The sequence below is a fragment of the Micromonospora sp. WMMA1363 genome, assembly GCF_030345795.1.
Lineage (GTDB): Bacteria > Actinomycetota > Actinomycetes > Mycobacteriales > Micromonosporaceae > Micromonospora.
The window spans coordinates 1,454,054-1,480,707 of record NZ_JAUALB010000001.1 but is presented as its reverse complement, the minus strand read 5'-3'; the positions used below and the strand labels follow the sequence as shown (position 1 = coordinate 1,480,707).

Sequence of the window (26,654 nt, the reverse complement as noted above, 5' to 3'; positions counted from 1 at the left end):
GCTACGGCAGCTCGTCGCTGCGGGGCGGGCGAACCACGTCGAGGTACCGTCGGTGGCTCGCCCCGTAGATGGCGAAGTTGAGCCGGGCGTCGCTCAGGCTGATCTCCCCGTTGGGGCCGTCGGAGACCACGTCGGCGTCCGCGTCCCGCTGCCCGTCATCGGTCCAGAAACAGACCGGGCAGGTCGTGCAGCCGGTCCGGTAGCCGCAGCAGGGACACCCGTCGACGGATTGCTGAATCACGCCGGCAAGCCTCCCATGACAATCCGCCCGAGGGCACCCCGGGTTGGACCGCGGAGCGCGATCCGTCGACCGTCGACCGGAGGGTGATCCGCCACCGATGGAACCCGGTCACGTCGGAACCCGGGTCACGAGTTCACCAGATGTTGGCTCTGGCGTTGGTATGCCGGTGCTATCAACGAGCCCGGTCCACCCGAAGGTGGTGGATGACGATCAGGGAGAGATGGGGTGCAGGTGCGGGCCACGAGGTTCATGGCGCTGGCCGCGGTGATGCTGGTGCTGGTCGCCGGCTGCACGATCGGGACGCGCTCCGCCGAGCGGAGCGGTGCGTCGACCAACGGTGCACTGCGGATCGTCGCCGGCAGCGAACAGCAGAGTGTGGTGGACACCATCGTCAAGCCGTGGTGCGCCGCCCGCCAGTACGCGTGCGACGTCACCTACAAGGGCTCGGTGGACCAGGCTCGGCTGCTGGCCGGCGGCAGCCGGGACCACGACGCGTACTGGTTCGCCTCCAGCGTTTTTCTCCAGCTCGGCGACCAGGCCAATACCCTGCGCGACGTCCGGCCGATGTTCCTCACCCCGGTCGTCTTCGCCGCCTGGCGTTCTGAGATGACCAAGCTCGGCTTCGCCGGTCGCACCGACGTCCCGATCGGTGACATCCTGCGTGCCGTCGAGTCCGGGAAGACCCGGGTCTGGATCACCAATCCCACGCAGTCGAACTCCGGCGCCACCGTCCTGTTCGGCTTTCTGAACCACTTCGCCGGCAACGGCCCCGGCACCTCGCTCACCCAGCAGCAGCTCGACTCGCCCGCAGTCGAGCAGGGCGTCACCCGGTTCGTCAAGGCGATGGACCAGACCCCGCCGTCGACCGGAACGCTGATGACCGAGTGCCTCGCTCACCCCGACCAGTGCCGGGCCATGTTCACCTACGAGGACCTGGTCATCGAGAAGAACATCGAGCTGGCGAAGGAGGGCAGGGAGCCGCTGCTGGTGGCGTACCCCCGGGGCTCGCTGGCGGTCAGCGACGCGCCGCTGGGCTTTCTTCCCCAGGCCGGGAACGACACTGCCCACCAGATTTTCACCGAGCTGCAGGAACACCTGTTGCGGGACGCCGACGCCCAGGCGGCGCTGCTCAAACTCGGTCGCCGACCGGCGGCCGGCGTGGGGCTCACCCTGGACAAGCCCGATCCCGCCGTGTTCAACCCGGAGTGGGGTATCCAGGGCACCATCAACGAGCAGGGCATCCAGTTTCCGTCGGCACCGGTCATCCAGGCCGCGCTGGACCGCTACCAGACCCGCTACCGTCGGCCGGTCGACGTCTGGTACTGCCTGGACGGTAGCGGCTCGATGGGCGAGAACGACGGCTGGACCGGCATTCAGGCCGCCGCCGGGCAGATCTTCGATCCGGAGCAGGCGGCGCGGAACTTCCTGCAGACCCACCCCGATGACCGCACCACCGTGACGATCTTCAACAGCAGGGTCACCGGCGGCAGCCCCTGGCAGGTGCAGGGCAACGACGTCGCCGCGCTGCGCGACCTGGCCGGCAAGGTGACCAACTACCGGCCCGCCGGCGGTACCAACATGTACGCCTGCCTGGACGAGGCCGCACGGGCGCTCGCCGGGACACCGGTTGGCGACCGTAAGCGGCTGGTCGTGCTGATGACCGACGGGCAGTCCAGCACGAAGGACCGGCGGCCGGCGCTGGACGCGCTGAGGTCCACCGGGGCGCCGGTGGTCGCCATCGCCTTCGGCCGGGACGCCGACCCCCGCCAGCTCGAGGAGGTCGCCACCGCCACCAACGGCACCGCCGTCCGACAGGACGACCTGGTGGCGGCTCTGCGGCAGGCGGCGGGATACCGGTGAGGCATCGGCTCGCCGCCCCGGTGGCGTTGGTCGCCGCGGTGGTGGCGTTCGTGGCGACGCTGGCGATCACCGACAGCCTGCTGTGGTCACCGCTGCTGGCCGCGGGCACCGCGCTCGGGCTCTATCTGATGCTCGACGACCGCACCGCCGCCCGGGTCGACCGGGACAGCTACGCCGACGAGGCCCGGGTCAGGGTCGAGGAGGCGTTGGGGGTGATCCGCGGCATCGAGCGGCTCAGCGGCGAGGTCCGCCGCGCCGAGGCCCGCCGCGCCCTGGAGGACGCCTGCAGGTACGTACCGGAGCTGTTCGAGCGGGTGCGGGAACGTTCGCCGGACAACCTCTACTCCACCGCCGCCCAGGTCGGCGGACACCTGCGCAGCCTGGACGGAGCCGTCCGGCAGTACCTCGACATCCAGCGCCAGCCGGTCCTGTACCACGATCCCGAGCGGCTGCGAAGCGACGGCGAGGCGGCCTTCCGTCGCTTCGCCGACTTCGCCCTGGACAGCGTCCGCCTGGTCAACCAGGGCGAGATCGCGAGGTACGCCGCGAACCTGGACACCGTCGCCCCGCCGAGCCTGCCCGACCTGGGCCGATGAAGGAGTTACGTTGAGATTGCCGAGCCCCCGGTTCCTGGTCGGACTGGTTGCGGTGATCGCCGTCTGCGTCGGCGCGGCGGCGCTCTGGCAACGGTCGACCCGCACCCCGTCAGCCGCCGCCGCGCCCGTCACTGTCACCTGCGTCGGCGGCTCGGAGAAGTCCGAACTGATGGCCGACCCGGAGGTGAAGCGGATCCTGCGGGACGACTACCGGCTGGAGGTCGCCTTCGCGCCGCTCGGCTCGTACGACCAGGTGCAGTTGAGCACCGACGAGATCAAGGCTCGCAAGCTGGACTGCCTCTGGCCGTCCAGCGCCAGCGCACAGGGGGTGTTCGAGGCCCAGCACCCCGGCGCGTTCTCCGGCTACCGGGCGGAGAACCTGCTCCAGTCGCCGGAGGTGATCTACGCCGGGCCGCGCGGCACGGCGGCGCTGGTGCGTGCGGGCATCGTCCAGCGCCGCGGCGAGCGGTACTACGTCGTCGACATGAAACGCCTGCTGCTCGACCACGTGATCAAGCGGGGCACCTGGGAGGCGATCGGCGCGGCCGACCTGCGTGGCCCGATCACCGTGGCCAGTACCGACCCGGCCAAGTCCAACAGCGGATTCACACTGGCCCAGCTCGAGCTCGGCGTCATCGCCACCGCCGACGGTTTCTCCGCGCCCAGCCTGGCCCAGGCCCGGAAGGCGCTGCCCACCCTGCGTGCCCTACACGACGCGCAGGGCCTGCAGGCGCGCAGCTCCGACTCCGGGTTCCGGGAGTGGCTCACCCAGGGCGGCGAGTTCAAGGCGCCGCTCTACGCCGGCTACGAGAACCAGCTCATCCAGCAGGTGGTGCAGAGCGGCGACGGTGCGTCCACGTTGCTCAAGAACGTCCGGGTGCTCTACCCGGACCCGACCATCTACAGCGACCACCCGGTGCTGGCCCTCGACCCGGACGCGAATCGGTTCATCGACGCGATGAAGGACCCGAAGATCCAGGACATCGCCTGGAAGCGGTACGGATTCCGCTCGGCCGTGCGGGTCGGCGCCAACGACGTCGGCGACTTCCCGGGCATCGGCCTGGCCGACCAGATCCGCGCCGCTCCCGCGCCCGCCGCTGACGTGACGCTCGCACTGCTCAGCTGCATGAAGGACGCCAACACCTGCGCGTGAAGGGATAATCATGACCGAGGAACTGCAGATCGACTTCGGTAGCATCGTCGGCGGCCGGGCCGATCCGCCGGCCGGTGCCGCCGACTCCGCCATCACCACCGCCCTGTCAGCCAGTGCGGAGCCAGCCACCTTCGCCTGCACGGACCTGCTGAACCCGGCACAGCTCGAGCAGGCCCGGTCGGCGGCCCGGCAGCTCTACCCGACCATGGTCGTCAACACCGAGGCCCTGGCCGGCTTCGGCAACCAGGCGCTCGACCAGGTCAACACCCAGGTGGGCCGGATCTTCCGGGAGGTGGGTCGGGTCGACATCCCGGAGCTGACCAGCATCATGCACCAGATCAACGACCGGATGCGCAGCTTCCGCCGCACGTACGACCCGAGCGACCCGAAGGTGCGGGAGACCTTCACCAAGTTCTCCGACGCCATCCGCGGCCTGTTCCGCAAGGGCCGCGACCTGCTGGAGATGCTCTTCGAGGAGGCGCGCACCGTCGAACAGCAGCTCGACCGGGTGGCCGGGCAGCTCAGCGACAAACAGTTGCAGCTGCGCCGCAATGTGGTGCTCTGCGACGAGCTCTACAAGGCCAACGAGGCGGCCATCGGGCAGCTCGTCGGCGCCATCGCGGTGATGGAGCTGGTACGCGACGAGGCACTCGCGGACGCGAACACGATCGTCGTGACCCCGGGCGCACCGGACGAGCGGGACCGGCGTGAGCGGCTCTCCGTGGTCACCGAGTTCATCCAGGTGCTCGAGGTGCGGATCAACGAGTTCCAGCAGCGGCTCTTCGTGGCCTGGTCCACCTCGCCGCAGGTGCGCAACATCCGCACCCTCAACTACGGCCTCGGGCAGCGGCTGGCGTTGCTGATCAACCTGACCATCCCGACGATGAAGCTGACCATCGCCCAGTGGGCGTTGCTGTTGCAGGCCAACCAGGCCGCGGACATGCAGCAGGCGGTCGCCGACGGGGCCAACGACGTGCTGTCGGCGTACGCGTCCGCGTCGAAGACAGCGGTCCCGCAGATCGCCCGGGTGATCCAGACCCCGACCGTCCGCCCGGAGACCATTCTGGAGGTCGCCGAGTCGATCGACGCGCAGGCCCGCGGCATCGAGGAGGCGGTCCGCTACGGTCAGCAGAAGCGTGCGGACGTGATGGGCGCCATCGTGACCGCCAACCAGTCCATGTCGGAGTCCTCGCAGCGGCTCAGCCGTACGGTGGTCGAGCTGGTCACCCGGGCCAAGGAACCGGTGGCGCTGCCCGCCGGGCCGCAGCTGCCGACCGCCGTGCTGGAGCAGGCCCCGGCCGTGGTGCCGCAGCAGCGTTGACCAGCGACGGTCACTGGTCAACGCCGCGATCGCGAGGCTTGCTCTGCCACGGCTGGCCCGCACCGCCGTCCGGGTCGACGTGGCCGTCCGGGTCGACGTGGCCGTCCGGGTCGACGTGGCCGTCCGGGTCGACGTGGCGTCAGTCGACCAACTCGACGATCTGGCGTAGCTGCCGCGGGCCGCCCTGGACCAACAGGGTGGTGATCACCGTCTCGCGCCACCGTGGCAGCTCGTCCTTGATCTTCGCGGCCGGCCCGATCAGCGCGATGTCTTCCACCAGTGTGGTCGGCACGGCGGCGACGGCTTCCCGCTTGTTGCCCGCCAGGTAAGCCTCGGTGATGACCTCGCACTCCCGCTCGTATCCGAGGCGGGCGATGACGTCACGGTGGAAGTTGGCCGACTTGGCGCCCATGCCGCCGACGTACAGCGCGACGAACGGTCGGATCTGGTCTGCCGCCCGCTCCACGTCGTCGTCGACGACGATCGGCACCGTCGCGGCGACCTCGAACGTGTCGGGGTCGCGGCGGGCGTCTGGTCGGGCGAAGCCCTCCGCCAGTGCGGCGCGGTAGAAGCCGTCCGCCTTGGGGGAGAAGAACAACGGTAGCCAGCCGTCGGCGATCTCGGCGGCCAGCGCCACGTTCTTCGGCCCCTCGGCGGCGAGGAAGATCGGGATGTCGCCGCGGAGCGGATGGACGGTGGACTTCAGCGGCTTGCCCAGGCCGGTGCCGCCGCGGTGCGGTAGCTGGTAGAACGCGCCGTCGTACTCGACCGGGCCGGTACGGGCGAGGACAGCGCGGACGATCTCGATGTACTCCCGGGTGCGGGCCAACGGCCGTGGGTACGGCTGGCCGTACCATCCCTCCACGACCTGCGGACCGGAGGCGCCGAGCCCGAGGATGAACCGGCCGCCGGACAGGTGGTCGAGGGTGAGCGCCGCCATCGCCGCGGCGGTCGGCGTCCGCGCCGACATCTGCATGATGTTGGTCCCCAGCCGCACCCGGGAGGTGCCGGCGCCCCACCAGGCGAGCGGGGTGAGACAGTCGGACCCGTACGCCTCGGCGGCCCAGATCGAATCGAAGCCGAGGCGGTCGGCCTCCGCGATTGCGTCCGTGACACCGGCGGGTGGGCCGGCGGACCAGTAGCCGGTGGTGTAGCCGAGTTTCATCGCGCGTCCTTCCGGATCACAGGGCGATCCCGTCGGCGGCGAGGCCGGCGAGGACCGCTTCACTCAGGGCATTGACGGCGGACAGCGGGCGGACCATGACCGTGAACTCCACGATCAGGCCGTTGTCGCCGAGCTGGAGCAGGTCGAGGCCGTGGATCTGCCTGCCACCCGCGGCCGCGCGGAAGATGAGGATGTGCGACTCGACCGGCCGGCCCGCCGCGCCGATCTCGGCCTCGCCGGCCAACTGCCCGACGTACCGGAACTCCTCGAACGTGCGCAGGAGCACGTTGAGGAGCCCGTGTACGGCCTGCGCCCCCTCGAACGGCGTGAACTTCACCGGGCTGAAGAAGCGCACGTCCGGGTCGAACAACCCGTCGAACGCGGTCAGGTCTCGATCCTCAACGGCGGCACGGAATCGCTCGACGGTGTTCACCGCTGCCTCCTCTGGTCCCCTGCTGCGTTCTATAGTCAACTGTAGGAGTAGTCATATCACTGACTATGGGATGAGGGAAGCGGGAGGTCGGGCCGATGGCGCTGCGCCACGCCGTGCTGGCGGCACTGCTCGACGGCGAGTACAGCGGGTACCAACTGGCCAAGGTCTTCGACGTGTCGCTGGCGAACTTCTGGTACGCGGTGCCCCAGCAGCTCTACGTCGAGCTGGCCAAGCTGGAGCGCGAGGGACTGGTCGCCGGCCGGCAGGTCATCCAGCGGGACCGGCCCAACAAGCGACTCTTCACGATCACCGACGCCGGCCTGGCGGAGCTGGCCGCGTTCGCGGCCACGCCGTCGAAACCGTCGTCGGTCCGGGAGGACCTGTTGGTCATGGTCCAGGCCGTCGACCGCCTCGACCCGACGCCGGTCATCGCCCAGCTCGAGGACCGCGCGGTCGTGGCGGCGGCGAAGGTGGACATCTGCGATCGAATGCTGCAGCGGCTGCGCGGTGAGCTGGACGAGGAGACGTTCCTGCGCGAAGGCGACCGGATCGGGCCGTACCTGACGTGCCTGCGCGGCCGCCGGTTCGAACAGGAGAACCGCGAGTGGTGCGAGCAGGTCGCCGCGCTGCTACGCGCCCGGGCGCCGCTGCCGCACTGACGGCGCCGGCAGACAGGTCCCCGACGCCATCCGCCCCGATGGCCCGGGGCGGCCACCGCCGCGGCGACCCGCCCGCCGGCAGAAGCCGGTGGGCGGGCGTGGGGAGGGTGTCACGCAGGGGGACGCAGCTCGGCGAGCAGTTTCTGCACCCGGTCGCGGATCTCGTCGCGGATCGGGCGGACCGCCTCGACGCCCTTGCCGGCGGGGTCCTCGAGTTTCCAGTCCTCGTAGCGCTTGCCCGGGAAGACGGGGCAGGCGTCGCCGCAGCCCATGGTGACGATGACGTCGGAGGACGCCGCGGTCTCGTACTGCAGGAGCTTGGGGGCCTGGCCGGTGATGTCGATGCCGACCTCCCGCATGGCCGCGACGGCGGCGGGGTTGACCTGGTCGGCGGGGGCGGAGCCGGCGGAGCGGACCTCGACGGTGTCGCCGGCGAGGTGGCGGAGCCAGCCGGCGGCCATCTGGGAGCGTCCGGCGTTGTGGACGCAGACGAACAGGACGCTGGGCTTGTCGCTCATGAGGTGCCTCTCCTGATGCGGTGCGGGTTGTGGGTCCGGACGACCGGCGCATCGTCGGCGTTGCCGGACGGGACGTGGCCGAGAGTGCTGTCGTGGTCGATCAGCGGGTTGCGGCCGGGACGGTGTCGCCGCTCGGTCACCGAGGGAAGGGACCGGCGCTGGTCCGGTCGACGTGTCATGACCGTCGGCTGACGGTCGCTGCCGGCTCGGCGGGGACGACCACCTGGTCGGCGGCGTCGCCGGCGTCGGGGTAGAGGGCGGCGAGTAGACCGACGCCGACGGCGAGTCCGGCCAACTGCGCCAGTACGAACCCGGGCACCGAGGCGGGGGCGATGCCGGCGAAGGTGTCGGTGAACGCCCGGCCGATGGTGACGGCCGGATTGGCGAACGAGGTCGACGAGGTGAACCAGTACGCCGCCCCGATGTAGGCACCGACGGCGGCGGGGGCGATCGGCGCGCGGCCGGAGCGGGCGAGAGCGAAGATCAGTAGGACCAGCCCGGCGGTGGCGACGACCTCGCCCAGCCAGAGGTGCCCGGCGGCCCGGTCCTTGCCGGAGAAGTCGATTGCGGCGAGGCCGAACATCAGGTTCGCCAGCACGGATCCGGTGATCCCGCCGAGGATCTGGGCCGCTACGTAGGCGCCGAGATCGCGGGCGGTCAGGCCGGTGCCGGCGCGGCGTCCGAGGAGCCAGTCGGCGGCGGACACGACCGGGTTGAAGTGCGCCCCGGAGATCGGGCCGAAGATCAGGATCAACGTTCCGAGCGCGAAGGCGGTGGCGATCGAGTTTTCCAGCAGTTGGAGGCCGACGTCGCCGGGGGAGAGGGCGGCGGCCATGATTCCGGAGCCGACCACGGCGGTGACCAGCAGGGCGGTGCCGGTGAACTCGGCCAGCAGGCGCCGCCAGAGTGCGATGGTCATCAGTTTGATCTCTCCCATGATCTGTGCGGGCACCTCAGCGCGCCGAGGTGCCGGTTACCTGGTGGTGATGTCCAGATCGCCGAGCAGCCGGCGGACCCGGCGTTCGATCTCGTCCCGGATCGGCCGCACGTCGGCCACGTCCAGACCGGCGGGGTCGTCGACGTTCCAGTTCTCGTAGCGGGTGCCGGGGAAGATGGGGCAGGCGTCGCCGCAGCCCATGGTGACCACCACGTCGGCGGCGCGGACAACCTCCTCGGTCCACGGCTTGGGGAACTCCTCGGAGATGTCGATCCCACGTTCGGCCATCGCCGCGACCGCGGCGGGGTTGACCTCGATGCCGGGCTCGCTGCCGCCGGACCACGCGACCGCGTGGGCGCCGGCCAAGTGGGTGACGAAGCCCAGGGCCATCTGGGAGCGGCCGGCGTTGTGGGTGCACAGGAACAGCACGACCGGACGCGCGTCGCGGTGACGTCCCTCCACCCGGGCCAGCGCGTGCAGCCGCTGCCGGGCGAAACGTTCGGCTAGCAGCGGAAGGTAGTTGGGGATGGTGGCGGCGGCGAACTGGTCGTAGCTGCTGCGCAGGAACCGCTCGACGGTCTCGGTGCCGTAGCTGCCGGCGAACTCCTCGGCCAGCCGGGTTGCGGCGGTGCGCAGGGCGACCTGTTGGTCGAGGGTGATCTCCTGGTGCCGGCGGGCGGTGGTGTCGGTCACCGGCGACCTCCGGGCAGAACGGCGGGAGCGAGCCGGTCGACGCGGTCGGCGAGGTCGGCGTACGCCGCTTCGAACGCCTCGTCGGTGTCCACGCGCACCGGGTCGGGCACGGACCAGTGCAGGCGGGGCCGGATCGGGCCGGTCAGTTCCTCGTGCGCGTTGTCGCACACGGCGATCACCAGGTCGTCCCGACGAACGGTGTCTGCGACGTGCGCGGTGCCGGTCGGGTCGAGGTCGAGGTGGTGGCGATGGGCCACGGCGACCGCGCGGGGGTGGACCCGCTCGGCAGGCTTCGTGCCCGCGGACGCGACAGCGCGGCGGGTGCGCTGCTTCCACAGGGCTGCGGCCAGCTGGGAGCGGGCCGAGTTGTGGGTGCACACGAACACCACCCGGCCGACGCCGGTCAGGCGTGGGGCGGCGAGGGCGGCGAGAGCCTCCGGGTGGAGTCGCAGGTAGATGCGGCGTCGGTCTCCCGTGGAACGACTCTTGGTGACCAGGCCGGCGTCGGTGAGGACCTTGATATGGTGGGCGACCAGGTTCGTCGGCATGCCGAGGGTCTGGGCGATCTCTCCGGGGGAGGCGTCGCCCAGAGTGAGCGCGTCCACGATCGCCAGGCGCGCCGGGTCGCCGAGGGCGGCGTGGGTCCGGGCTCGCTTCGCGAGGGTGGACGGATCAGCGTTCATTGACTCAATTATTACTGAGCAAGATGGTGGAGTCAAGCTGACCTCGCCGCGGGTGTCGGTGCCGTGCGCCTACTGACCGGACGCGGGGGTCGACTCCATCGACAGCAGGGCGGCGAGCTGGCCCAGGATCTGCGGCCGGGCGCGGTAGTAGACCCAGGTGCCCCGCCGCTCGGCATCGACCAGGCCCGCCTCGCGCAGCGTCCTGAGGTGATGGGAGATCGTCGGGCCGGTCAGGTCGAACGCTGGAGTCAGGTCGCACACGCACGCCTCGCCGTCCTCGGCGGAGGCGATCATCGACAACAGCTGCAGCCGTACCGGTTCGCCGAGTGCCTTGAACGCGGGCGCGAGCATCGCGGCTGTCTCGGCGGGAACCCGGCGCTGCGCGAGCGGTGGGCAGCACGGTGTGTCGGTGGTGAGGTCGACGGGTGGCGACCCCTGCTGTTTCGACATGCCTCTAGGTTGACATCTCTCTAATCAATGTGCAAACCTCTGGTTCGATGGACGTCAAGACAAGGTGCCCCGAGGTGGCCCTCACCCGAACGGAGCCTGCAGATGGCCGACATCACCGTCCGCCCCATGACCGCGGACGACGCCGAGCGGGTCCTCGCCGTATACCAGGCCGGCCTGGACAGTGGCGACGCCAGCTTCGAAACCAACGCGCCGACCTGGACGGCGTTCGACGCCGGCCGGCTGCCGGGGCACCGCTTCGTCGCCGTCGACCCGGGCGACCACGTCATCGGCTGGATCGCCGTCTCACCCACCTCGACCCGCGCGGTCTACGCCGGGGTGGTCGAGCACTCCGTCTACATCGACCCCGTCGCGCGGGGCACCGGCGCCGGCCGGATCCTTCTGGATGCCCTGATCGCCTCCGCCGACTCCGCCGGGATCTGGACCATCCAGGCCGGCATCTTCCCCGAGAACACCGCGAGCCTGGCCCTGCATCAGGGCGCCGGGTTCCGGACAATCGGCACCCGCGAACGCGTCGGCCGCCACCACGGCCGGTGGCGTGACGTGGTCCTCCTCGAACGTCGCAGCCCCGTCGTCACCTGACACCCGCCCTCCCCGGTAGCCGGCGGGTCACCGCACCCTGCTGATTCGATGAATCTCAAGCCAAGGAGTTGCCTGATGAGCGCCCTGGACCAGCTACCCGTCGCGGTCGTCGGCGCCGGCCCGGTCGGCCTCGCGGCCGCCGGCCACCTGTACGAACGCGGCCTGCCCCACACCGTCCTCGAAGCCGGCGACAGCGCCGGTGCCGCCGTCCGCCAGTGGGGCCACGTCCGCGTGTTCTCCCCATGGCGGTACGCCCTGGATCCGGTCGCCCGGCGGCTCCTGGACGACGCGGGCTGGGTCGCCCCCGACCTCGAAGCCCTGCCCACCGGTGCGGAGATCGTCGCCGACTATCTGCAACCCCTTGCCGACCTGTCCCAGCTCAAGCCGCGGGTGCGTTACCGGGCCCGGGTCGAGGCGATCAGCCGCCTCGGCTACGACCGGCTCCGCACCGCCGGCCGCGAGCGCGCTCCTTTCCTGATCCGCCTCGCCACCGGTGAGGAAATCCTCGCCCGGGCTGTCATCGACGCCTCCGGCACGTGGGGCACCCCCAACGTTCTGGGCGCCTCCGGCCTGCCTGCCCGCGGTGAGCAGACCGCCACCGCCTTCCTGGAACACGCCCTGCCGGACGTGCTCGGTGCCGACCGCGCCCGGTTCACCGGCCGCCACACCCTGGTCGTCGGTGCCGGCCACTCCGCCGCCAACACTCTGCTCTGTCTCGCCGACCTCGCCGTGCGGGAACCGGGCACGGAGGTTACCTGGGCCATCCGCTCGGCATCTCCGACCCGCAGCTACGGCGGCGGGGACGCAGACGCCCTCCCCGCCCGCGGGGCGCTCGGCTCCCGGCTGCGCGACTACGTCGCCGCCGGTCGCATCCGCCTGCTCGCCGGCTTCTCCGTTCACGCGATCAACCCGAGCGCCGGGCGGGTTGCCGTCGTCGTCCGGCACGCCGACGGCTCCGCCGAGTCCATCACCGTGGACCGCGTCGTCGCCGCCACCGGCTTCCGACCCGACCACACCATCGCCGCCGAACTGCGCCTGGACCTCGATCCGATCATGGGCGCCACCCGAGCCCTCGCCCCACTGATCGATCCCAACGAGCACTCCTGCGGCACCGTCCCGCCGCACGGCGTCGACGAGCTCTCCCACCCCGAGCCCGGCTACTACGCCGTCGGCATGAAGAGCTACGGCCGCGCGCCTACCTTCCTCATGGCCACCGGCTACGAGCAGGTCCGGTCCGTGGTCGCCGCGCTCGCCGGCGACTGGGCCGCCGCCCGCGACGTCCAGCTCGACCTGCCCGAGACCGGGGTCTGCAACAGCAGCCCCGCCGACTCGACCGGCACCGACAGCTGCTGTGGTCCCGCCCCGACGGCCCGGCCGGCCGGTACGGGGCTCGTCACCGGAACCGCCGACGGCCCGCCGACCGCTCCGCTGAACCTGATCAACCCCGACACCCCGTCCGGCGGCCGAACTGGTGGCCGCAGTGGCAGCTGATGGCCCCACCGCGGTGGCGGGCGTGCACCACCTGCCATCCGTCGAGCAGCCGTACCCGCTGCCCGCCGCGATCGCCTCCGGCCCAGGGCCGGACAGGGTGATGCACGCCCACCTGGTCCGTTGCGCTTCCTCACGTACCGTAGACGCCGACCTCGTTCAGCGAGTAGCCCAACAGGGTCCCGCGTTTCTGGCAGTGGACGCGGACGTGGCGGGCCGACGTGGCGGCGAACGTCACCGTGTCCAGACCGCCGTCACCGGCCGACGTGGACGACACGGTCCGCCAGACGTTGCCGTCGGTTGACACCTCGACGCGGTACGCCTTGGCGTAGGAGGGCCCCCAGTTCAGGGTGACCCGCCGGATCAGGTGTGGAGACCCGAGGTCCAGCCGCAGCCACTGGTCGTCGCTCCACCAGCTCGCCCAGCGTGTCGTTGGGTTGCCGTCCACGGCTCGACGGGCGGCGAAGGTGGTGAACGGGCTCCACAACGTGGAACTGGCCGAGGCGGACGAGCCCGCAGCGAGGTTCGCCCCGGGCGCGTGGCCCTCCGACGCTGCCCAGGTGCCGAGGTACGACTCGGCGCCGCGCAGGAGGTCATCCACGACCCCCTGGCCCCCCAGGACCCGGATCTCCTCCACCCAGTCGGGTACCAGACCGTAGTGCGCGGCACCGTCGATGTTGATGTCCCAGGTGCGTTCGCCGGTCGTTTGCCGATCGAGGACGGCACCGCCGTCGGCGGAACGGTACGGGTACCGGACCGGGTTCGGGGTGTCCGCGCCACGGGGGCCCGGCCAGTTTCCGAAACCGTTCATGTCGGTGCCGAAGCCGTAGCCGACCCCGTAAGCGTCCCGCAGCGCCTTCGTGCGGTATGCGTCCGCGATGAACCGCCCGGCACCGTGCATGTACTGGGCGATGAACCCGCCGAGGCCGTACACCCGTTCGGTCCAGTTCAGGTCCATCCAGCTGTGCGACGAGATCGCCCCGGGGTACGAGACGGACTCGAGGATGTCCAGGGTCCGGCCGGTGGCCTTGACACTCATGTGGTCGATCTCGACCAGCATTTTGCGCTCCATCATGCCGCGCAGGGCGTACTCGCCGAGCGCGGTGAGCCCGCGGATGTTGCACCGTGCCTCCGCCGGGTACGACGGAAGCCGCACGCCGGGCGGAAGCAGCTTCTCCAGTCCGGGTATGGCACCGATGGTGATCGGGTTGTCCTGTTGCGGACCCGTGCACTTCTCTGTCATCCAGAAGGTTCCGGTCGACAGGAACTGACCGGCGTTGACCGCGGTGCCGGTGGTGCCGGAGTCGAACCGGACCCCGCACAGGGCGTTGTCGAACTTGTGGCACAGGAACATGCTGCGTACCCCGAGGCCGTACAGTTCGTCGAGTCCGCGGTCGATGTCGTCCTTGGTGCACTGGGGAATGTCCAGGATCTGCTTACAGCCGAACGGCTCGGAGGTCTCGACCCCCAGGACGACGGCCAGCTTTCCCTGGCGGATGACCTCGCGGGCCTGCCCGCTGTCGGTGACGATGCGGAACCATCCCCTGCCCGGGCCACCGTACATCTGGTCGATGTAGTCCTGCATCTCGTACGTCTTGCGGGCCTGTAGCCGCAGGGAGGTCATCTCGTCGCAGCTGCGGTCCTTGAAGAAGTAGAGCGAGCAGATCACCTGATTGGTGACGAGGTGGTTGACGAGGACCCGCTGGCCACCGCGCCAGGCCCGCTCGATCCAGGCGTAGTAGTTCTGCTGGTGGGTCTTCGAGTCGTGGGCCGGCCAGTCCTTGAATGTCGGCCAGCCATCGGGGTCGTGCCGGCCGTCGCCGCCGTTGGTGAGGAAGTCGAAGAGGGCGAGCGAGCCGTCCGGGTAGTGCTCCGGACAGTCCTTGAGCGCGTCGGCGATGCCGTGCTCGGAGAACGGTTTGCCGCAGAGCAGCCGCCCACCGAAGGCTTCGTTGGACATCAGGTGGTTGTGCGCGTCGACGAAGCCCCTCACCTGCCCCTCCGCGTCGGTGCCGGTGAACGGGGCGCCAATGACGTCGATCGAGGAGTCGGGCGCCGGCCGGGCGGTCGGGACCCACCAGCCGGACTCGTCCGCTGAACCGGGTGCCGACGTACCCAGCAGCAGGGTGGCCGCGGTGATCACCACAGCCCACGTCACGAAACTCCGACGGCCACGACGTGGGGGCCGAGTGGAGAGCACGCCGGGTACTCGCGGGGAGCGAGCCAGCGGATTGCCCGGACGCCGGAACGCTCTGCTCCTCATCAGACGACCGTCGTCGAGCTGAGCACCGGACTGGGCGAGGGGTAGCACGACGTCGGGACGTTGGCCGTGAAGAAGAGGATCGGCACCCGGGCGGTGAAGGTGAGACCAGGGTTGCCGTAGCTGTCGCCCGCGACCCTCGTCTCGACGGTCGTGCCGGACGCACCGGCGGTCATGGCCAGCGTCAGCGTGGGCGGCGTGAACGTGCTTCCTCCACTGATCGGGCCGGGCACCGTCACGACGACCCTGCCGTTGGCCACGCCGACGGTGGGCGGTGCGCTGCCCAGCCCCGAACCGCCGGAGAGGTGCTGCCCGGTCAGGGTCGCGTTGGCGGGGACGGGAATGGAAAGCTTGAGATCACGGATCTCCCGCACGGTGTAGCCGCCCACCGAGCCGGGCACGGTAAGCGGTGCGGGGGCGAGCGCGACGGTGAAGGAGCTGCCGGAGGCGACCGTGGCGGGTGCGGTCGCGTCGACGCCGGCTGACAGGCCGAAGGTCTGGGCCGGGACGATGGGCGGCCGGGCCTGGCAGGCGAAGTCGACAGCGGTGTCGTCAGCCGATACGGGAGACGCGCTGACCATGCTGATCGCAACGGCGGCGGCAGCAGCCACCAGCACACGCAGTCGTCGGGACGTCGGAGACATCGTCATCCTCCATAGCTGATGTCGAATCGGTGTGGACGACGCCCGGACGGACGGTCACCGCAGGTCCCGCCCCGTGCCGGGCGTCGAGGTGGTGGTGTGGGACCGCGGGCCAGCGAGCCGGCGACGCGGCGGGTGGTGACAGTGCGGAAGGGATGCGGGAACGGTGGGCGCGGCACGCGCCGGCCGGTCGCCGTGGGCACCCGGCCGGCGCGTGTCAGGTGTCGTTACGGGCAGGTCTTCCAGGCGAGGTTGTAGATGGTGGAGATGGCTCCGTCGGTCGAGTCCATCGTCATGAAACTCGTCGTCGTGCTGGTGTCCGACGTGCCGGCGAGGGTCCAGAGCTCCGTGTTGATGTTGAAGTTTCGTTGCTCGCCGCAGGGGTGCCAGACCAGAGCGGCGACGTCGGTGACGTCGGTGGCCTGCCAGTTGTCGATCATTGGGCCGGCGAAGGTGTGGGTCGAGTAGGCCGTGGGTGACATGCCCTGGAAGTAGTAGTTTGCTCGCTCTACCCCGGTTGCCCCGTCGGCCAGGGCGGCGAAGCCGCGATAGTCGGCCTGGGCGACCGCGTAGGTGAAGCCCTGCGGCACGTGCACCCGAAGGTTGAGCTGGCAGTTACGGCGCCAGTCGGTCGGCCCCGCGCCGACCCCGACCTGGGCGAGGAACTGGCTGTAGGTGACGGTGAAGGCGGTGTTGTCGAGCGACATGGCGACGGCGGCGGTGCCGGCCGGGCAGCCGGAGCCGTTGACGGTGACCAGGTCGATGACGATGTGGTTGGGGGGAGGAGTTACGGGCTCGGGGAACTCCACCACCGGGTTCGTGGGCGTGAGCAGGGAGAGGATCAGACCTCCGGTCGCAAGCCAACTGAACATGGGGGCCCTTCCTGTGCCTCGGTGTGCCATCGGCGGCACCGACTGGAGGTGGACTGTCCGGCACCCCGGGAAAGCCGGACATCTTTCGGTCGAAAGGGGGGTGGTGAGGGGTTTCGGAAGTCCAGTCGGGACCGCGCACCCGAGGCTACGGGCGCTTGGGAGAGGGGGTTCGCACCGTGTCGACGACCTTTGCAATATTAATGCAAATCAATGTCCTGGGCATATTTCATTGAGGTCATACCGTACGACAGGGCGGGGAGGTCGGACGCCCGTCGCCGCCTCGCCAGCACGGTGGAAATGACCGATAGGTCCTTCACCGCAACCCGTGAAAATATTACATGTTTCCCCGGATGTCCGCGCCGTCGCGCGGACGCCGACCCGGATGATCCTCCGAAGTGGACAGCACCTACACTCCGCCCGGTGATCCAGAAAAAGCGATCGGCGGCCGTCCTCATCGGGTTGCTGGCGGCGACCCTGATGCCCGGTCCGACGCCGGCCCGCGCAAACGAGGAAACCCCGGCCGAGCCGCCAAGGGTCGAGTTGGTACTCGACGTCAGCGGCTCGATGCGGGCCCGGGATATCGACGGACGTAGCCGGATCTCCGTTGCCCAGCAGGCATTCAACGAAGTGGTCGACGCACTGCCCGAAGAGACCCAGCTCGGCATCCGCGTCCTGGGCGCCACCTACCAGGGCAAGGACAAGAAGCAGGGCTGCCTGGACACCCAGCAGATCGTGCCGGTCGGCCAGGTCGATCGGGTACAGGCCAAGGCCGCGGTGGCGACCCTGCGCCCGACCGGGTTCACCCCGGTCGGGCTGGCGCTGCGCTCGGCGGCCCAGGATCTCGGCACCGGCACGACCGCCCGGCGGATCGTGCTGATCACCGACGGCGAGGACACCTGCTCCCCGCCGGACCCCTGCCAGGTGGCCCGGGAACTGGCAGCGCAGGGTACGAAGTTGGTGGTCGACACGCTCGGCCTGGCCCCGGACGAGAAGGTGCGCCGTCAGTTGCTCTGCATCGCCACGGCCACGGGAGGCACGTACACCGCCGCGCAGAGCGCCGACGAGCTGACCGGTCGGATCAAGCAACTCGTCGAACGGGCGAAGGACACCCACACTGCCGCCCCGGCCGTGATCGCCGGCCGTTCGGCGTGCGACGACGCGCCCCTGCTCGGCGCAGGCGTGTACAGCGACCGGGAGACATTCTCGGAGCATCGGTGGTACCGGGTGCCGGTCCGGCCCGGGCAGGAACTGCGCGCCTCGGTCAGCGTGTCGCTGGACCGTCCGGTCAACCCCGACTACGGGGTGCTGCTGCGGGCGACCGCCGCCGACGGTCGGGAACTGGTGCGTGGCGTTGACGCCGGCAGCGGCCGTACCGACGTGGTCTCCGCCGGTCTGCGCTGGTCGGCAGGGGAGGAGTAGGCGGACGGTACGCCACCGCCGGACGCCACCTCGGTTGTCCCGGCCACCATCGTCTGCCTGGTCGTGAGCAACGCGTTCGCGCCCCGGCCGGGCACCGAGGCGACGCCCGGCATGCCGGTCGAGTTGACCGTGGACGTGGTCGCGGCGTCCCCCGCCCCGACCGCTCCGGATTTTGGCCGGGGCTGGGTACTGCTGGTGCTGCTGACCGTGGCCGGCCTGCTCACCGGACTGGTCGCCGGCCTGCTCACCCGCTGGTGGGTGGCGACCTGGAGGGAGAACCGATGAACACCCCGACGATCCGTGGCGGTGCCGCGCTGGCCGCCGCCGGTCTGGCCCTGCTGGCCACGCCGGCCCCGGTGCTGGCCACGCCCACACCTTCTCCGGGTGCCACCCCGGTCACCCGGGCCGGGACCTCCTTCCTGACCGCCGCCGGCATCGCCGCCGGGCAGCCGGCCCAGGTCGACGCCGCCATCGGCGACTACCTGTACTGGTCGTACCCCGCAGCCGTCGGTGAACGGCACGAGATCACCGCTACCGTGTCGTTCCCGAAGTCGCGCGGCGGCGCGTCGACCTGGACGGTGGAGGTCTTCGACGGGCTACGGCGCCGCCAGGCCTGCACGTCCGGTGCCCAGACCCCCACCGTCGACGCCGCCGCCGGCAGCGTGTCGCTCGGCTGCACGCTGCGGCAGGTACGGTCCTGGGCCGAGCCCTGGTCGGCCGACCCGCTGCCCGGGACGTACTACGTCCGGCTGTCGGTGGCCGATCTGCCGGAGGCGGACCTCGGCCTTCCGATGGACGTGCAGCTGTTGGTCAGCGCGGACGGGCAGGACTCCCGCGACGACGGCGAGCTGAAGGCGCCGCTGGTGCCGCCCACCAAGGCCGGCACGGTGGCCAGCGCCGAACCGACGGCACAACCGACCGCGCAACACGACGGCGGATACGTCGACTGGTTGCCCGACCTCGGCTCGCGGTGGATCTGGAGCACGGTGGGCGGCGTCCTGGCGGCCGCGGCCGGCGTCGTCGGCTTCGGGCTCACCCGCCGCCCGCGTCGGCCGTGACCGGCACCGGTGGTCGCCGCCCCGAGGCGGCGACCACCGGTGCCGGTCACGGCTCAGCGCGGCGGTGCGTGCTGCGCCCGCACCGCGTGACCCATCCGGGTGACGGCGTCGGTGAGGATCGCGGGTGAGGTGGCGAAGTTGAGGCGCACGAAGCCCGCCCCGCCGGTGCCGAAGACGTGCCCGGAGCTGAGCGCGACCCGCGCCCGGTCGAGAAACATCTTCGCGGGCCCGGCGACATCGCTGACCACGCCAGGTCCGCCGGCCGCCTGCCCCGAGCCGGAGCCCAGCCTGGTGCAGTCCAGCCAGGCGAGATACGTGCCCTCGGGGCGGTGGTAGGTGACGGACGGGACGTGCTCCGCCAGCAGCGTCGCCAACAGCGCGCGGTTGGCGTCGAGGCCGTCGAGAAGCAGGTCGAGCCACTGCCCACCAGCGCGGAACGCGGCGGTGTGCGCGACGACGCCCAGGTGGCTGGGGCCGTGGCTGACCTCCTCCGGCATGCGGACCAGGTCGGCGGCGGCCCGTGGACCGGCGACCGCGAGCGCCGCCTTCAGGCCGGCGAGGTTCCACGCCTTCGAGGCGGAGATCAGGGCGAACGCGTCCTCGGCGCCGGCCACCGTGAGGTAGGGGGTGAGGTCCGTCCCGGGGAGCACCAGGGGGGCGTGGATCTCGTCCGAGACCACCCGCACGCCGTGCCGGCATGCCAGTTCGGCGACGGCCTCGAGTTCGTCCCGACGATGGACGACGCCGGTCGGGTTGTGCGGGTTGCACAGCAGGAACGCCGGCCGGCGGCCGTGGGCTCGGGCCCGGCGGAAGGCCTCGTCGAGCGCGGCGAGGTCCATGCGCAGGTCGGGCCCGAGCGGGGCCTCGATCACCTGCCGGTCGGCGTGGCCGACGAACGCGTAGAAGGGCGGGTACACGGGGGAGCAGATCACGACCCCGTCGCCGGGGTCGGTCACCAGCCGGAGCACCTCGACGATGCCCATCATCACGTCGGGCACGATCGTGGTGCGTTCGACCCGGAAGTCGTTCCAGGCCCAGCGCTGGGCGGCGAAGTCACCGACCGCCTCGGCGTACGCCGTCCCGTGCGGGTACCCGGTGTCACCGACGTCGACGGCGCGACGGAGCGCGTCGGCCACCGGGGGAGCGAGCGGTACGTCCATCTCCGCCACCCAGAGGGGAAGCACGTCCGGCGGGTGCTTGCGCCACTTCACGCTGGTGCGCTGCCGAAGCTCGTCCAGCCTCAGGCGGGTGAGCGGATTCTGTGCTCCGGAACCGTTGGCGGATGGTACGGGGCTTGCCATGCCGCCCACCTTAGATCGAATCCGGACGGGAGGATGTCGTGGTATGTCCACGAGCCGACTGGGTGTACGCGCCACCGCACCGGGCGGTCGTGGCGGTCGATGTCCAGCCGTGCCACGTCGGGCAGCGTGGTGACCACAGGTCCGGCAGGGTGGACGAGGCGTGCAAGCTCGCCGCCGAGGCGTTCGACGTGGGGCAGACCTATGATTCAGAGCGAGTCACCCGCGCTGTCGCCACGTTCCGTAACACTATTGGCGCACGGTCAAGCCGCGCGGTCACCGAGCTGGATGAACGCTTGTACGCCACCTATCGGGAGGAACGTTGACGCGGGTAGCGGTAAGTGGACACCGAGGACTGTCGTCTGATGTTTCCGTGCTGGTTGCCGCTGGAATCGAGGCGCAGCTCGACCGAGTCGCGCCCGCCGGCTCGGACCTCATCGGGCTCTCCTGCCTGGCCGATGGTGCGGATCAGCTGTTCGCCGCTGCCGTGCTGGAGCATGGCGGAAGCCTTGAGGTCGTCGCGCCCGCCACAGAGTACCGCGATGGGCTACCGGCGAAGGTCGGCGCCTCCGCGCGGGGGTGAGGGGCATCTCGCAACCAACGCGGTGCTGTGCGAGTACGCTCGCCGTGGACGACCGCAAGCCTTTCGGAGCGGTGCGGGCCGGTCCGCGACAGGCGACGCCCGCGCCGCTCCGGGCCGTTGCGGTTGTCGCCGGGTGATGGGCGACATCATCGGCAACGAGAGATTACCAAGGTTGCGTGACGTACATGAACACGATGAGAGCGGCTTTCCTGGAAAAGGGCCGAGGGCTGATAGTCGGGGAGCGGCCGAGGCCCCGACCGAAGGCCAACGAGTTGCTGATCAAGGTGCACGCCACGTGTGTCAATCCGTCAGACTGGAAATGGCTGAGGACGATGTCACGGCTCGGCCTTCAGTACAAGCCGGGGGCGGATTTCAGCGGCGTGGTGGAAGCGGTAGGGGCGAAGGTCACCAGCTGTCAGGTGGGAGATCCGGTCTTCGCCCTGAGGGGCCCTGGCAAGGGATGCGCGAGTGAGTACCTCGCAGTTCCCGCTGGCCAGGTCATCAAGAAGCCGGACGACGTCTCACACGAGCAGGCGGCGGGTGTGCCCACCGCCGGGATCACCGCTTGGCACGGACTCACCACCTACGGGAAGCTGACACCCGGGCAGAAGGTCCTTGTCGTAGGGGCTTCTGGGGGAATCGGAACCTTCGCCGTGCAGATGGCCAAGGCGCTCGGCGCGGAGGTCGTCGGCGTGTGCAGCACGCGCAACGTCGAACTGGTGAAGAGCCTGGGCGCGGACCACGTCATCGATTACACCAAGGAGCGGGTCATCGCCCCCGCCAGCCACGGTCCGTTCGACCTGATCCTCGACACGGTGGGGAATGAGGACTACAAGGCCTATTTCTCCATCCTCACCGAACGAGGGCTGTTCGTATCGACCGTGCCTTCTCTCCGGAACCTGACCGGAAAGCTCAAGGGCTATGTCTCCACCGGTGGTAGGCGCGCCACCTTCGTCCTCGTACCAACCCGAGGACTGAAGCAGCTGAAGCAGATCAGTGCCCTGATGGAGCAGCAGAAGGTATCGACGTACATCGGAGACACGTTCTCGCTCGACGAGATCAACCGGGCCTATGACCTGAGCGCGTCGGGACGGTCGAGGGGAAAGATCATTATTCGGGTGCCGGGCTGATGCCCGGGTGACCAGCCTTGCGCCCGGAGGTGGCGTTGACATACGCCAACCTCCGGTCGTCGGCTGTTCATCGACACGTCATCGGCCGGTCACTGTCCCGGTGCGCGGCGCCGGGACAGTGACCGGCCGACGCCCGGCCTCCGGACAGACGCCCGGCCTCCGGACACCAGCGTCGCTGCATCTTCTCTCGCACGCCCGAAGGCAGGCCGCCGTGTCCGAGCCCGTTGACCCTGTTGTCGGCCCGCTCGCCGAGATCGTCGCCGATGTCCTGCCCGCCGACGTGCCGGAGGCCGTCATCGGCGAGGTCATCGCCGAACTGCTGCCCACCGAGGGCCCGCGTGTTCTCACCGACGATCCGGCGGAGGCGGTCGTCGCCATCACCGAGTTGGTTGAGGCAGCGACCCGGCAGGTGTTCGCTCCCGACCCACTGGCCGATCCGGTCGCGGCCCTCGCCTACCCGGCGCCGGCACCGGAGCCGGCGGGACCGGTCGTGGCGGCGGCGTGTGCGGGCGTCGATGTCCGCCCGCTCGACACGCACGTCGACGTCGCCGCCGCCGTCAGCGTCCTCGACGCGGTCTTCGCCCCGGGGGCGGGACACCACTACTACCGGGGTGCGCCGGGAGTCGAGACGCGTCTCCGCGGGACGCGAGCTCACCTGTCGCTGCAACCTGCTCGGCGACCCGGTGCGGCACCCGGGCCAGCCGCCGGTGGTCCGCCCACGGGAACATCCGTCAGTGGCGTGGGAACCGCTCGACGTCCGGTGGCGTCTGATCGGCATGAGTATTCGTCGAAGCGGCCGGTTGGTGGTCGTTCCGGTGCTGCTGCTGGCAACGGCGTGCGGCCAACAGCGTGGTGCCGCCGGCGCGGGGGACTCCGACCTGCCCGCGGTGTCCCGTCCCGCCGAGGCCGTGATGTTTCGGATGGAGGCCGTCGGCGGGTTCGTGACGCCGGCCGTGGCAGTCACCCGTCTGCCCGCCATCAGTGTCTACGGTGACGGCCGGGTGATCATCGATGGACCGGTCCCTTTGCTCTATCCAGGCCCGGCGCTGCCCAACCTGCGGCTGGGCACGATCAGCGCCGCGGAGGTGGATAACCTGATCACGCTGGCCCGCGCCGGGGGCGTGGGTGACGACGCGGATCTCGGCACGCCGTCGGTCGCCGACGCAACCTCGACCCGGTTCACCGTGTTCGGCGTGAACGGGAGCGAGCAACTGGAGGTCTACGCCTTCGCCGAGGCGGGTGGCAGCGAGCCGGGTCTGACCGCCGACCAGCGGGCGGCTCGGGACAGGCTGCGAAAGTTCGTCGCGTCGCTGACCAGCGCATCGGGTCCGCTAGCGGCAGTACAGGGCAGTGCCTCCCAGCCGTATGTGCCGACCGCCGTCGCCGGCGTTGCCGAGCCGTGGGTCGGCGACGGTGAACTCGGCGGCCAGCGCGAGGTGCCCTGGCCGGGGCCGGAACTGCCCGGTGGCGAACTCGGCGCGGATCTCGGGCTTGGCTGCGTGACGGTGACCGGCGGCGCGGCGCGGACGCTGCTCACGGTCGCCGCGGAGGCGAACTCGGCGACTCCGTGGACCTCGGGTGGTCGACGGTGGACCGTCACCCTTCGGCCGCTGCTACCCGACGAGACGAACTGTGCCGACCTCACGACCAACCGCTGATCACGACCGAACGTGGCCGCCACGCGACTCCATTCGCACAGACGGGGGCCGGGCGAGCTGGAGTAGGTCGAACCTGGTGGTGAGAACCGGCGGCCCCAAACGGCGACCGGTCCAGGCGAACGCGGTGCCGTCCGGTTCCTCGCACACCGGGAACACGCGGGTGGCGAGGAGGCCAGTTGCGGCACCTCTTCGCCACCCGTCTAGTCAGGGCATGCGCCCTCCCGGTGCGTCACTCGACCGGGGACCAGGCCTTCTTGCCGCTGTACTCCTCGACCTTGTGGCCCTCGTGCTTGCCACCCTTGGCCGTGAAGTCCTCGATGAGTTCGTGGACGGCGGGGTCTTGGACCTTGTGGTCCTCGCGCTTGTCGAACAAGTGAGGAAGAAGTCGCCCGAGGAGGCCGTCCGCACCGCTGGAGAAGCCGTCAGTGCGTGCGGTCCCGGTCCCGACGAAGTTGTCGAAACCAAGGCCGTCCAAGGCGTCCGCGCGCAGGCCGCTGTCCTCGCGCAGGATGCCGTCCGCGCGCAGGCCGGCATCCTCGCGTAGGCCGCCGTACACGCGCTTGTGGTCCTCGTGCTTGTCGCCCTTGTGGTCCTCGTGCTTGTCGCGCTTGTGGTCCTTGCCCTTGTGGTCCTTGCCCATCAGGCGCGCGAGTTCGATCTCGAAGGTCATCTTGTGCCCTTGCTCGTCCGTCTTGATGTCGAGGAAGAGGCTGGCCGCTGCCGGGTCACCCAGCTGGGTTGCCCTGGTGATCGCGGCCGTGTAGTAGTCGATCGCACCCTGCTCCGACACGATCGAGAACTCAAGGTTCATCTTGGGACCGTTGACGAATCCGGCGAGGTTGGAGACCTTGCGGTAGTTCTGCACCTCCTGATTTCCGAGTCCGGCCAGCAGCGCGCCCAGTTTCGCCTCACCCGTGGAGACGGCGACCTCGGCGATGGTCTCGTACTGCCCCCACTGCCAGGCCGCCACGCCCAGCGCCGAGTCGGAGGCGCCCGTCAGCGTGGTGTAGAACGGCTCGCTGTAGTTCGGCCCCGGCGTGACCTTGAGCGGGACGTCCTTGACGGGCGGGGCGTAGGGCACCTTGCCCATGCCCTCCGCCAGGCTGCGCTCCGCCTGCGTGAGCAGGGCAGCGGCCTCGGCCTGCCACTTGGCGAGGCCACGCAGCGTCTCGTACGACTTGCGGTCCGGCGCCTCGGCCGCCCAGGCCAGGTACGCCTGCTTGGCCTGCACGGCCTGGGTGATCGCCACCCGCAGGTTGTACAGGTTGTCCTGGTTGCTGTAGATCTCCGACATCATGATCTCGGACTTGTAGTGGTCCCAGTACTCGACGTCGGCGACAGACCGCCAGACGTTGGCCAGGTTGGTGAGGCCCTTGAAGTCCGCCGCCTCGGCGTACAGGTTGTACTGCCAGTGGGCGTTGGCCTGGGTGACGGCCGCGCCGTTCAACAGGTCGTCCACCGACCCGGCGTTGTACGCCCCGTTCGCGCTGGTGTCGAACAGGGCGGGGTACGGCGAGCATTGGGCGATGCCCACCGGGCACAGTTCGGACGCGGCCGGGTACGGCTGAGCGGCCGTCGGTAGTCCGGCGAGAGCGGCCGGAGCGGACAGGCCGAGGGCGGCGAGAGCGGCCACCCCCACCAGGGCGGATCTTCCCCATAGAGCGTGTCGGGTGTACATGACGTGCAGTCTCCAGTCTTGGTAATCGGGTTTGTTGTCGTGGCAGCGAGGTCGCCCTGGCCGTCGTGCGACCTACCGGGAGCGACCTCGGCGTGGGTGGCGTTCAGCCACGGCCACAGCCACCCACCCGGCCGGCGCGGGTTCGGCGGCTGCCGTGACCAGCGTGCCGCCGCAGCCGGACACGTGGCCGCAAACGCGAGGAAAAGTAGCCTTTCGGGCCTATTTTGCTAGTTCGGCCCGAACTGGGTCGAGGTTGCGACCGATGCCGCCCGAGAACCGGATCGTCGCATTCGCGGCGCCGAAAGCAGACGGCGACGCTCGACCACGGCGAGCGGGCCGCATCGTCCACCGTCGTTCCAGGTCGCCGAGGCTCCGGGCGGTTGGTGCCGCTGGGCCGTCAACAGCGTTCGCCCCCGGTCTCCTGAGGGGAAGACCGGGGGCGCGAACGGACAGAGCAGGGCGGACTCAGGTGGTGACGGGCTTCCTGGCCGGCTCCGGCGTGGCGAACGCCTCGCTGCTCGGGGTGCGGAACGCGTGGACCAGACCAGCGACCGACAGCAGGAACAGCAGCGCCGCGCCGATGTACATGGCCAGGGCTGCCTGCTCCGCCTTGCGGCCGAACTCGCTGAAGCCGTACGAGGTGAGCAGCACACCGCGCAGCGTCTCACCCTTGAACACGGTGTCCCGCTGGCCGCTGACCTCGGCGAGTTGCTGCTGTAGGTCGGCCAGGTTGGCCGCGTCGTTCTTCTCGGCCTCAGCCACCTGGGCCCTCAGCTGGCTCTGCGGCTCGCCGAGGTCGGCGTACGTCTTGCCGTCACCGATCGACTTCAGGTGCAGCCCGATGAAGTCGTTGGCGTAACATTCGGCCTGCTTACCGGTGGTCAACGGCACGCCGGCGTACTCGCGCAGGCACTCCGACTTCTTCTCCTCGTCGCTCAGCTTGTCGGCCGGCTTGAAACTGATGTGCTGTGCGGCGAGCTGGTCGTGCACGTAGGTGTTGGCGAAGTTGGCGTTCGACGTAAGGACGATACCCACGACGAGCAAGAGGACCGCGAGGCCCAGCCCGCCGAGGCTGAACAGCAGATCCAACGTCCGGCGCTTCATTGATCGCTCCTGTAGGAGTGCGGAGAACTGCCCGATGACCGTTTCATCGTCGCCGTTCACCGGCACCCGCAGCAGGGCCGAATCCCCCGCCCGACCCGGGACCTTCAGCCTGTGCCCACCGGGACCCACGCCCGGGAACGTCGCACCACGGGTGGA

27 protein-coding genes and 2 pseudogenes are annotated in these 26,654 nt (G+C 70.2%); 13 read left to right on the top strand and 16 right to left on the bottom strand.

The window, feature by feature from the left end; all coding sequences use genetic code 11:
* Position 1: 1 nt before the first annotated feature.
* Positions 2-241 (bottom strand): CPCC family cysteine-rich protein, encoded by a 240-nt coding sequence (locus QTQ03_RS06835; RefSeq protein WP_289277243.1) that lies wholly within the window; start codon positions 239-241, stop codon positions 2-4.
* A gap of 225 nt (positions 242-466) precedes the next feature.
* Here QTQ03_RS06835 and QTQ03_RS06830 point away from each other — a divergent pair, with 225 nt between their 5' ends.
* From QTQ03_RS06830 to QTQ03_RS06815, 4 genes are read left to right on the top strand one after another with little or no spacing between them, the layout of a single operon-like run.
* Positions 467-2,101, top strand: coding sequence for a vWA domain-containing protein (locus QTQ03_RS06830; protein ID WP_289277242.1), 1,635 nt, complete (start codon positions 467-469; stop codon positions 2,099-2,101).
* Entirely contained in the window at positions 2,098-2,697 is a 600-nt protein-coding gene (locus QTQ03_RS06825; RefSeq protein ID WP_289277241.1) for a hypothetical protein, read from the top strand. The genes QTQ03_RS06830 and QTQ03_RS06825 overlap by 4 nt, the downstream gene beginning before the upstream one ends.
* A 10-nt stretch (positions 2,698-2,707) precedes the next feature.
* The gene (locus tag QTQ03_RS06820) at positions 2,708-3,850 is read left to right on the top strand and encodes a hypothetical protein (protein ID WP_289277240.1); all 1,143 of its coding nucleotides are present in this window, start codon (positions 2,708-2,710) and stop codon (positions 3,848-3,850) included.
* A gap of 10 nt (positions 3,851-3,860) precedes the next feature.
* Positions 3,861-5,171 (top strand): toxic anion resistance protein, encoded by a 1,311-nt coding sequence (locus QTQ03_RS06815; protein ID WP_289277239.1) that lies wholly within the window; start codon positions 3,861-3,863, stop codon positions 5,169-5,171.
* Between the two features lie 139 nt (positions 5,172-5,310).
* On the opposite strand, the gene QTQ03_RS06810 is transcribed toward QTQ03_RS06815, so the two are convergent.
* Both QTQ03_RS06810 and QTQ03_RS06805 read right to left on the bottom strand, forming a co-directional pair.
* Positions 5,311-6,336, bottom strand: coding sequence for an LLM class F420-dependent oxidoreductase (locus QTQ03_RS06810; RefSeq protein WP_289277238.1), 1,026 nt, complete (start codon positions 6,334-6,336; stop codon positions 5,311-5,313).
* Between the two features lie 16 nt (positions 6,337-6,352).
* Entirely contained in the window at positions 6,353-6,769 is a 417-nt protein-coding gene (locus tag QTQ03_RS06805) for a nuclear transport factor 2 family protein (RefSeq protein WP_289277237.1), read from the bottom strand.
* 95 nt (positions 6,770-6,864) lie between these two features.
* On the opposite strand from QTQ03_RS06805, the gene QTQ03_RS06800 reads away from it, so the two are divergent.
* A complete protein-coding gene (locus QTQ03_RS06800) occupies positions 6,865-7,428 on the top strand; it encodes a PadR family transcriptional regulator (protein WP_289277236.1) in 564 nt (187 codons plus the stop codon).
* Between the two features lie 110 nt (positions 7,429-7,538).
* On the opposite strand, the gene QTQ03_RS06795 is transcribed toward QTQ03_RS06800, so the two are convergent.
* The 6 genes from QTQ03_RS06795 to QTQ03_RS06770 all read right to left on the bottom strand — a co-directional run bounded on the left by QTQ03_RS06795 (position 7,539) and on the right by QTQ03_RS06770 (position 10,709).
* A complete protein-coding gene (locus QTQ03_RS06795; protein WP_289277235.1) occupies positions 7,539-7,946 on the bottom strand; it encodes an arsenate reductase ArsC in 408 nt (135 codons plus the stop codon).
* A complete protein-coding gene (locus QTQ03_RS06790) occupies positions 7,943-8,125 on the bottom strand; it encodes a hypothetical protein (RefSeq protein WP_289277234.1) in 183 nt (60 codons plus the stop codon). The genes QTQ03_RS06795 and QTQ03_RS06790 overlap by 4 nt, the downstream gene beginning before the upstream one ends.
* Positions 8,122-8,883, bottom strand: a complete 762-nt coding sequence (locus QTQ03_RS06785) for an MIP/aquaporin family protein (protein WP_289277233.1) — start codon at positions 8,881-8,883, stop codon at positions 8,122-8,124. The genes QTQ03_RS06790 and QTQ03_RS06785 overlap by 4 nt, the downstream gene beginning before the upstream one ends.
* Positions 8,884-8,919: 36 nt before the next feature.
* Positions 8,920-9,576 (bottom strand): arsenate reductase ArsC, encoded by a 657-nt coding sequence (locus QTQ03_RS30245; RefSeq protein WP_353890575.1) that lies wholly within the window; start codon positions 9,574-9,576, stop codon positions 8,920-8,922.
* Positions 9,573-10,259 carry a metalloregulator ArsR/SmtB family transcription factor gene (locus QTQ03_RS06775; RefSeq protein WP_289277232.1) on the bottom strand — a complete coding sequence of 229 codons (687 nt, stop codon included), beginning with the start codon at positions 10,257-10,259 and terminating at the stop codon, positions 9,573-9,575. The genes QTQ03_RS30245 and QTQ03_RS06775 overlap by 4 nt, the downstream gene beginning before the upstream one ends.
* A 69-nt stretch (positions 10,260-10,328) precedes the next feature.
* Positions 10,329-10,709, bottom strand: coding sequence for an ArsR/SmtB family transcription factor (locus QTQ03_RS06770; RefSeq protein ID WP_289277231.1), 381 nt, complete (start codon positions 10,707-10,709; stop codon positions 10,329-10,331).
* A 102-nt stretch (positions 10,710-10,811) separates the two neighbouring features.
* On the opposite strand from QTQ03_RS06770, the gene QTQ03_RS06765 reads away from it, so the two are divergent.
* A complete protein-coding gene (locus tag QTQ03_RS06765; RefSeq protein ID WP_289277230.1) occupies positions 10,812-11,309 on the top strand; it encodes a GNAT family N-acetyltransferase in 498 nt (165 codons plus the stop codon).
* A 75-nt stretch (positions 11,310-11,384) separates the two neighbouring features.
* A complete protein-coding gene (locus QTQ03_RS06760; protein ID WP_289277229.1) occupies positions 11,385-12,800 on the top strand; it encodes an NAD(P)-binding domain-containing protein in 1,416 nt (471 codons plus the stop codon).
* Positions 12,801-12,930: 130 nt separating this feature from the next.
* Here QTQ03_RS06760 and QTQ03_RS06755 read toward each other — a convergent pair whose 3' ends face one another.
* The 3 genes from QTQ03_RS06755 to QTQ03_RS06745 form a co-directional block, all read right to left on the bottom strand.
* On the bottom strand, positions 12,931-14,955 hold the full coding sequence (locus tag QTQ03_RS06755) for a discoidin domain-containing protein (protein WP_502889705.1): 2,025 nt from the start codon (positions 14,953-14,955) through the stop codon (positions 12,931-12,933).
* A gap of 104 nt (positions 14,956-15,059) precedes the next feature.
* Positions 15,060-15,701 carry a cyclodehydratase gene (locus tag QTQ03_RS06750; RefSeq protein WP_289280715.1) on the bottom strand — a complete coding sequence of 214 codons (642 nt, stop codon included), beginning with the start codon at positions 15,699-15,701 and terminating at the stop codon, positions 15,060-15,062.
* Between the two features lie 224 nt (positions 15,702-15,925).
* The gene (locus QTQ03_RS06745) at positions 15,926-16,570 is read right to left on the bottom strand and encodes a DUF4360 domain-containing protein (RefSeq protein ID WP_289277227.1); all 645 of its coding nucleotides are present in this window, start codon (positions 16,568-16,570) and stop codon (positions 15,926-15,928) included.
* A 420-nt stretch (positions 16,571-16,990) separates the two neighbouring features.
* Here QTQ03_RS06745 and QTQ03_RS06740 point away from each other — a divergent pair.
* Positions 16,991-18,274, top strand: a pseudogene (locus QTQ03_RS06740) (VWA domain-containing protein).
* Positions 18,271-19,047: a peptidase gene (locus tag QTQ03_RS06735; protein WP_289277226.1), complete on the top strand. Its 777-nt coding sequence runs from the start codon at positions 18,271-18,273 to the stop codon at positions 19,045-19,047. Before QTQ03_RS06740 ends, QTQ03_RS06735 begins: the two are co-directional and overlap by 4 nt.
* Positions 19,048-19,100: 53 nt before the next feature.
* Here QTQ03_RS06735 and QTQ03_RS06730 read toward each other — a convergent pair whose 3' ends face one another.
* Positions 19,101-20,348: a MalY/PatB family protein gene (locus QTQ03_RS06730; RefSeq protein ID WP_289277225.1), complete on the bottom strand. Its 1,248-nt coding sequence runs from the start codon at positions 20,346-20,348 to the stop codon at positions 19,101-19,103.
* Positions 20,349-20,386: 38 nt separating this feature from the next.
* Between QTQ03_RS06730 and QTQ03_RS06725 the strand changes: the two genes are divergently transcribed.
* The 3 genes from QTQ03_RS06725 to QTQ03_RS06715 all read left to right on the top strand — a co-directional run bounded on the left by QTQ03_RS06725 (position 20,387) and on the right by QTQ03_RS06715 (position 22,058).
* On the top strand, positions 20,387-20,671 hold the full coding sequence (locus QTQ03_RS06725) for a hypothetical protein (protein WP_289277224.1): 285 nt from the start codon (positions 20,387-20,389) through the stop codon (positions 20,669-20,671).
* A gap of 47 nt (positions 20,672-20,718) precedes the next feature.
* Entirely contained in the window at positions 20,719-20,928 is a 210-nt protein-coding gene (locus QTQ03_RS06720; RefSeq protein WP_289277223.1) for a hypothetical protein, read from the top strand.
* Positions 20,929-21,113: 185 nt separating this feature from the next.
* On the top strand, positions 21,114-22,058 hold the full coding sequence (locus tag QTQ03_RS06715) for an NAD(P)-dependent alcohol dehydrogenase (RefSeq protein ID WP_289280714.1): 945 nt from the start codon (positions 21,114-21,116) through the stop codon (positions 22,056-22,058).
* Between the two features lie 67 nt (positions 22,059-22,125).
* On the opposite strand, the gene QTQ03_RS06710 is transcribed toward QTQ03_RS06715, so the two are convergent.
* Positions 22,126-22,713, bottom strand: a complete 588-nt coding sequence (locus QTQ03_RS06710) for a hypothetical protein (protein WP_289277222.1) — start codon at positions 22,711-22,713, stop codon at positions 22,126-22,128.
* 121 nt (positions 22,714-22,834) lie between these two features.
* Here QTQ03_RS06710 and QTQ03_RS06705 point away from each other — a divergent pair, with 121 nt between their 5' ends.
* Positions 22,835-23,716: a hypothetical protein gene (locus QTQ03_RS06705; protein WP_289280713.1), complete on the top strand. Its 882-nt coding sequence runs from the start codon at positions 22,835-22,837 to the stop codon at positions 23,714-23,716.
* A 622-nt stretch (positions 23,717-24,338) separates the two neighbouring features.
* Here the strand turns inward: QTQ03_RS06705 and QTQ03_RS06700 are convergent.
* Together QTQ03_RS06700 and QTQ03_RS06695 are read right to left on the bottom strand one after the other, a co-directional pair.
* Positions 24,339-25,394: pseudogene (locus QTQ03_RS06700) on the bottom strand (hypothetical protein); the annotation flags it as partial.
* 465 nt (positions 25,395-25,859) lie between these two features.
* Positions 25,860-26,498 (bottom strand): hypothetical protein, encoded by a 639-nt coding sequence (locus QTQ03_RS06695; protein WP_289277221.1) that lies wholly within the window; start codon positions 26,496-26,498, stop codon positions 25,860-25,862.
* Positions 26,499-26,654: the final 156 nt, after the last annotated feature.

Excerpts from the sequence above, each read along its gene's own strand:
- QTQ03_RS06815 (WP_289277239.1), top strand. The coding sequence starts at position 3,861 with ATGACCGAGGAACTGCAGATCGACTTCGGTAGCATCGTCGGCGGCCGG.
- QTQ03_RS06810 (WP_289277238.1), bottom strand. The coding sequence starts at position 6,336 with ATGAAACTCGGCTACACCACCGGCTACTGGTCCGCCGGCCCACCCGCC.
- QTQ03_RS06800 (WP_289277236.1), top strand. The coding sequence starts at position 6,865 with ATGGCGCTGCGCCACGCCGTGCTGGCGGCACTGCTCGACGGCGAGTAC.
- QTQ03_RS06795 (WP_289277235.1), bottom strand. The coding sequence starts at position 7,946 with ATGAGCGACAAGCCCAGCGTCCTGTTCGTCTGCGTCCACAACGCCGGA.
- QTQ03_RS06790 (WP_289277234.1), bottom strand. The coding sequence starts at position 8,125 with ATGACACGTCGACCGGACCAGCGCCGGTCCCTTCCCTCGGTGACCGAG.
- QTQ03_RS06785 (WP_289277233.1), bottom strand. The coding sequence starts at position 8,883 with ATGGGAGAGATCAAACTGATGACCATCGCACTCTGGCGGCGCCTGCTG.
- QTQ03_RS06775 (WP_289277232.1), bottom strand. The coding sequence starts at position 10,259 with ATGAACGCTGATCCGTCCACCCTCGCGAAGCGAGCCCGGACCCACGCC.
- QTQ03_RS06770 (WP_289277231.1), bottom strand. The coding sequence starts at position 10,709 with ATGTCGAAACAGCAGGGGTCGCCACCCGTCGACCTCACCACCGACACA.
- QTQ03_RS06765 (WP_289277230.1), top strand. The coding sequence starts at position 10,812 with ATGGCCGACATCACCGTCCGCCCCATGACCGCGGACGACGCCGAGCGG.
- QTQ03_RS06760 (WP_289277229.1), top strand. The coding sequence starts at position 11,385 with ATGAGCGCCCTGGACCAGCTACCCGTCGCGGTCGTCGGCGCCGGCCCG.
- QTQ03_RS06750 (WP_289280715.1), bottom strand. The coding sequence starts at position 15,701 with ATGTCTCCGACGTCCCGACGACTGCGTGTGCTGGTGGCTGCTGCCGCC.
- QTQ03_RS06745 (WP_289277227.1), bottom strand. The coding sequence starts at position 16,570 with ATGTTCAGTTGGCTTGCGACCGGAGGTCTGATCCTCTCCCTGCTCACG.
- QTQ03_RS06735 (WP_289277226.1), top strand. The coding sequence starts at position 18,271 with ATGAACACCCCGACGATCCGTGGCGGTGCCGCGCTGGCCGCCGCCGGT.
- QTQ03_RS06730 (WP_289277225.1), bottom strand. The coding sequence starts at position 20,348 with ATGGCAAGCCCCGTACCATCCGCCAACGGTTCCGGAGCACAGAATCCG.
- QTQ03_RS06715 (WP_289280714.1), top strand. The coding sequence starts at position 21,114 with ATGAACACGATGAGAGCGGCTTTCCTGGAAAAGGGCCGAGGGCTGATA.
- QTQ03_RS06705 (WP_289280713.1), top strand. The coding sequence starts at position 22,835 with ATGAGTATTCGTCGAAGCGGCCGGTTGGTGGTCGTTCCGGTGCTGCTG.
- QTQ03_RS06695 (WP_289277221.1), bottom strand. The coding sequence starts at position 26,498 with ATGAAGCGCCGGACGTTGGATCTGCTGTTCAGCCTCGGCGGGCTGGGC.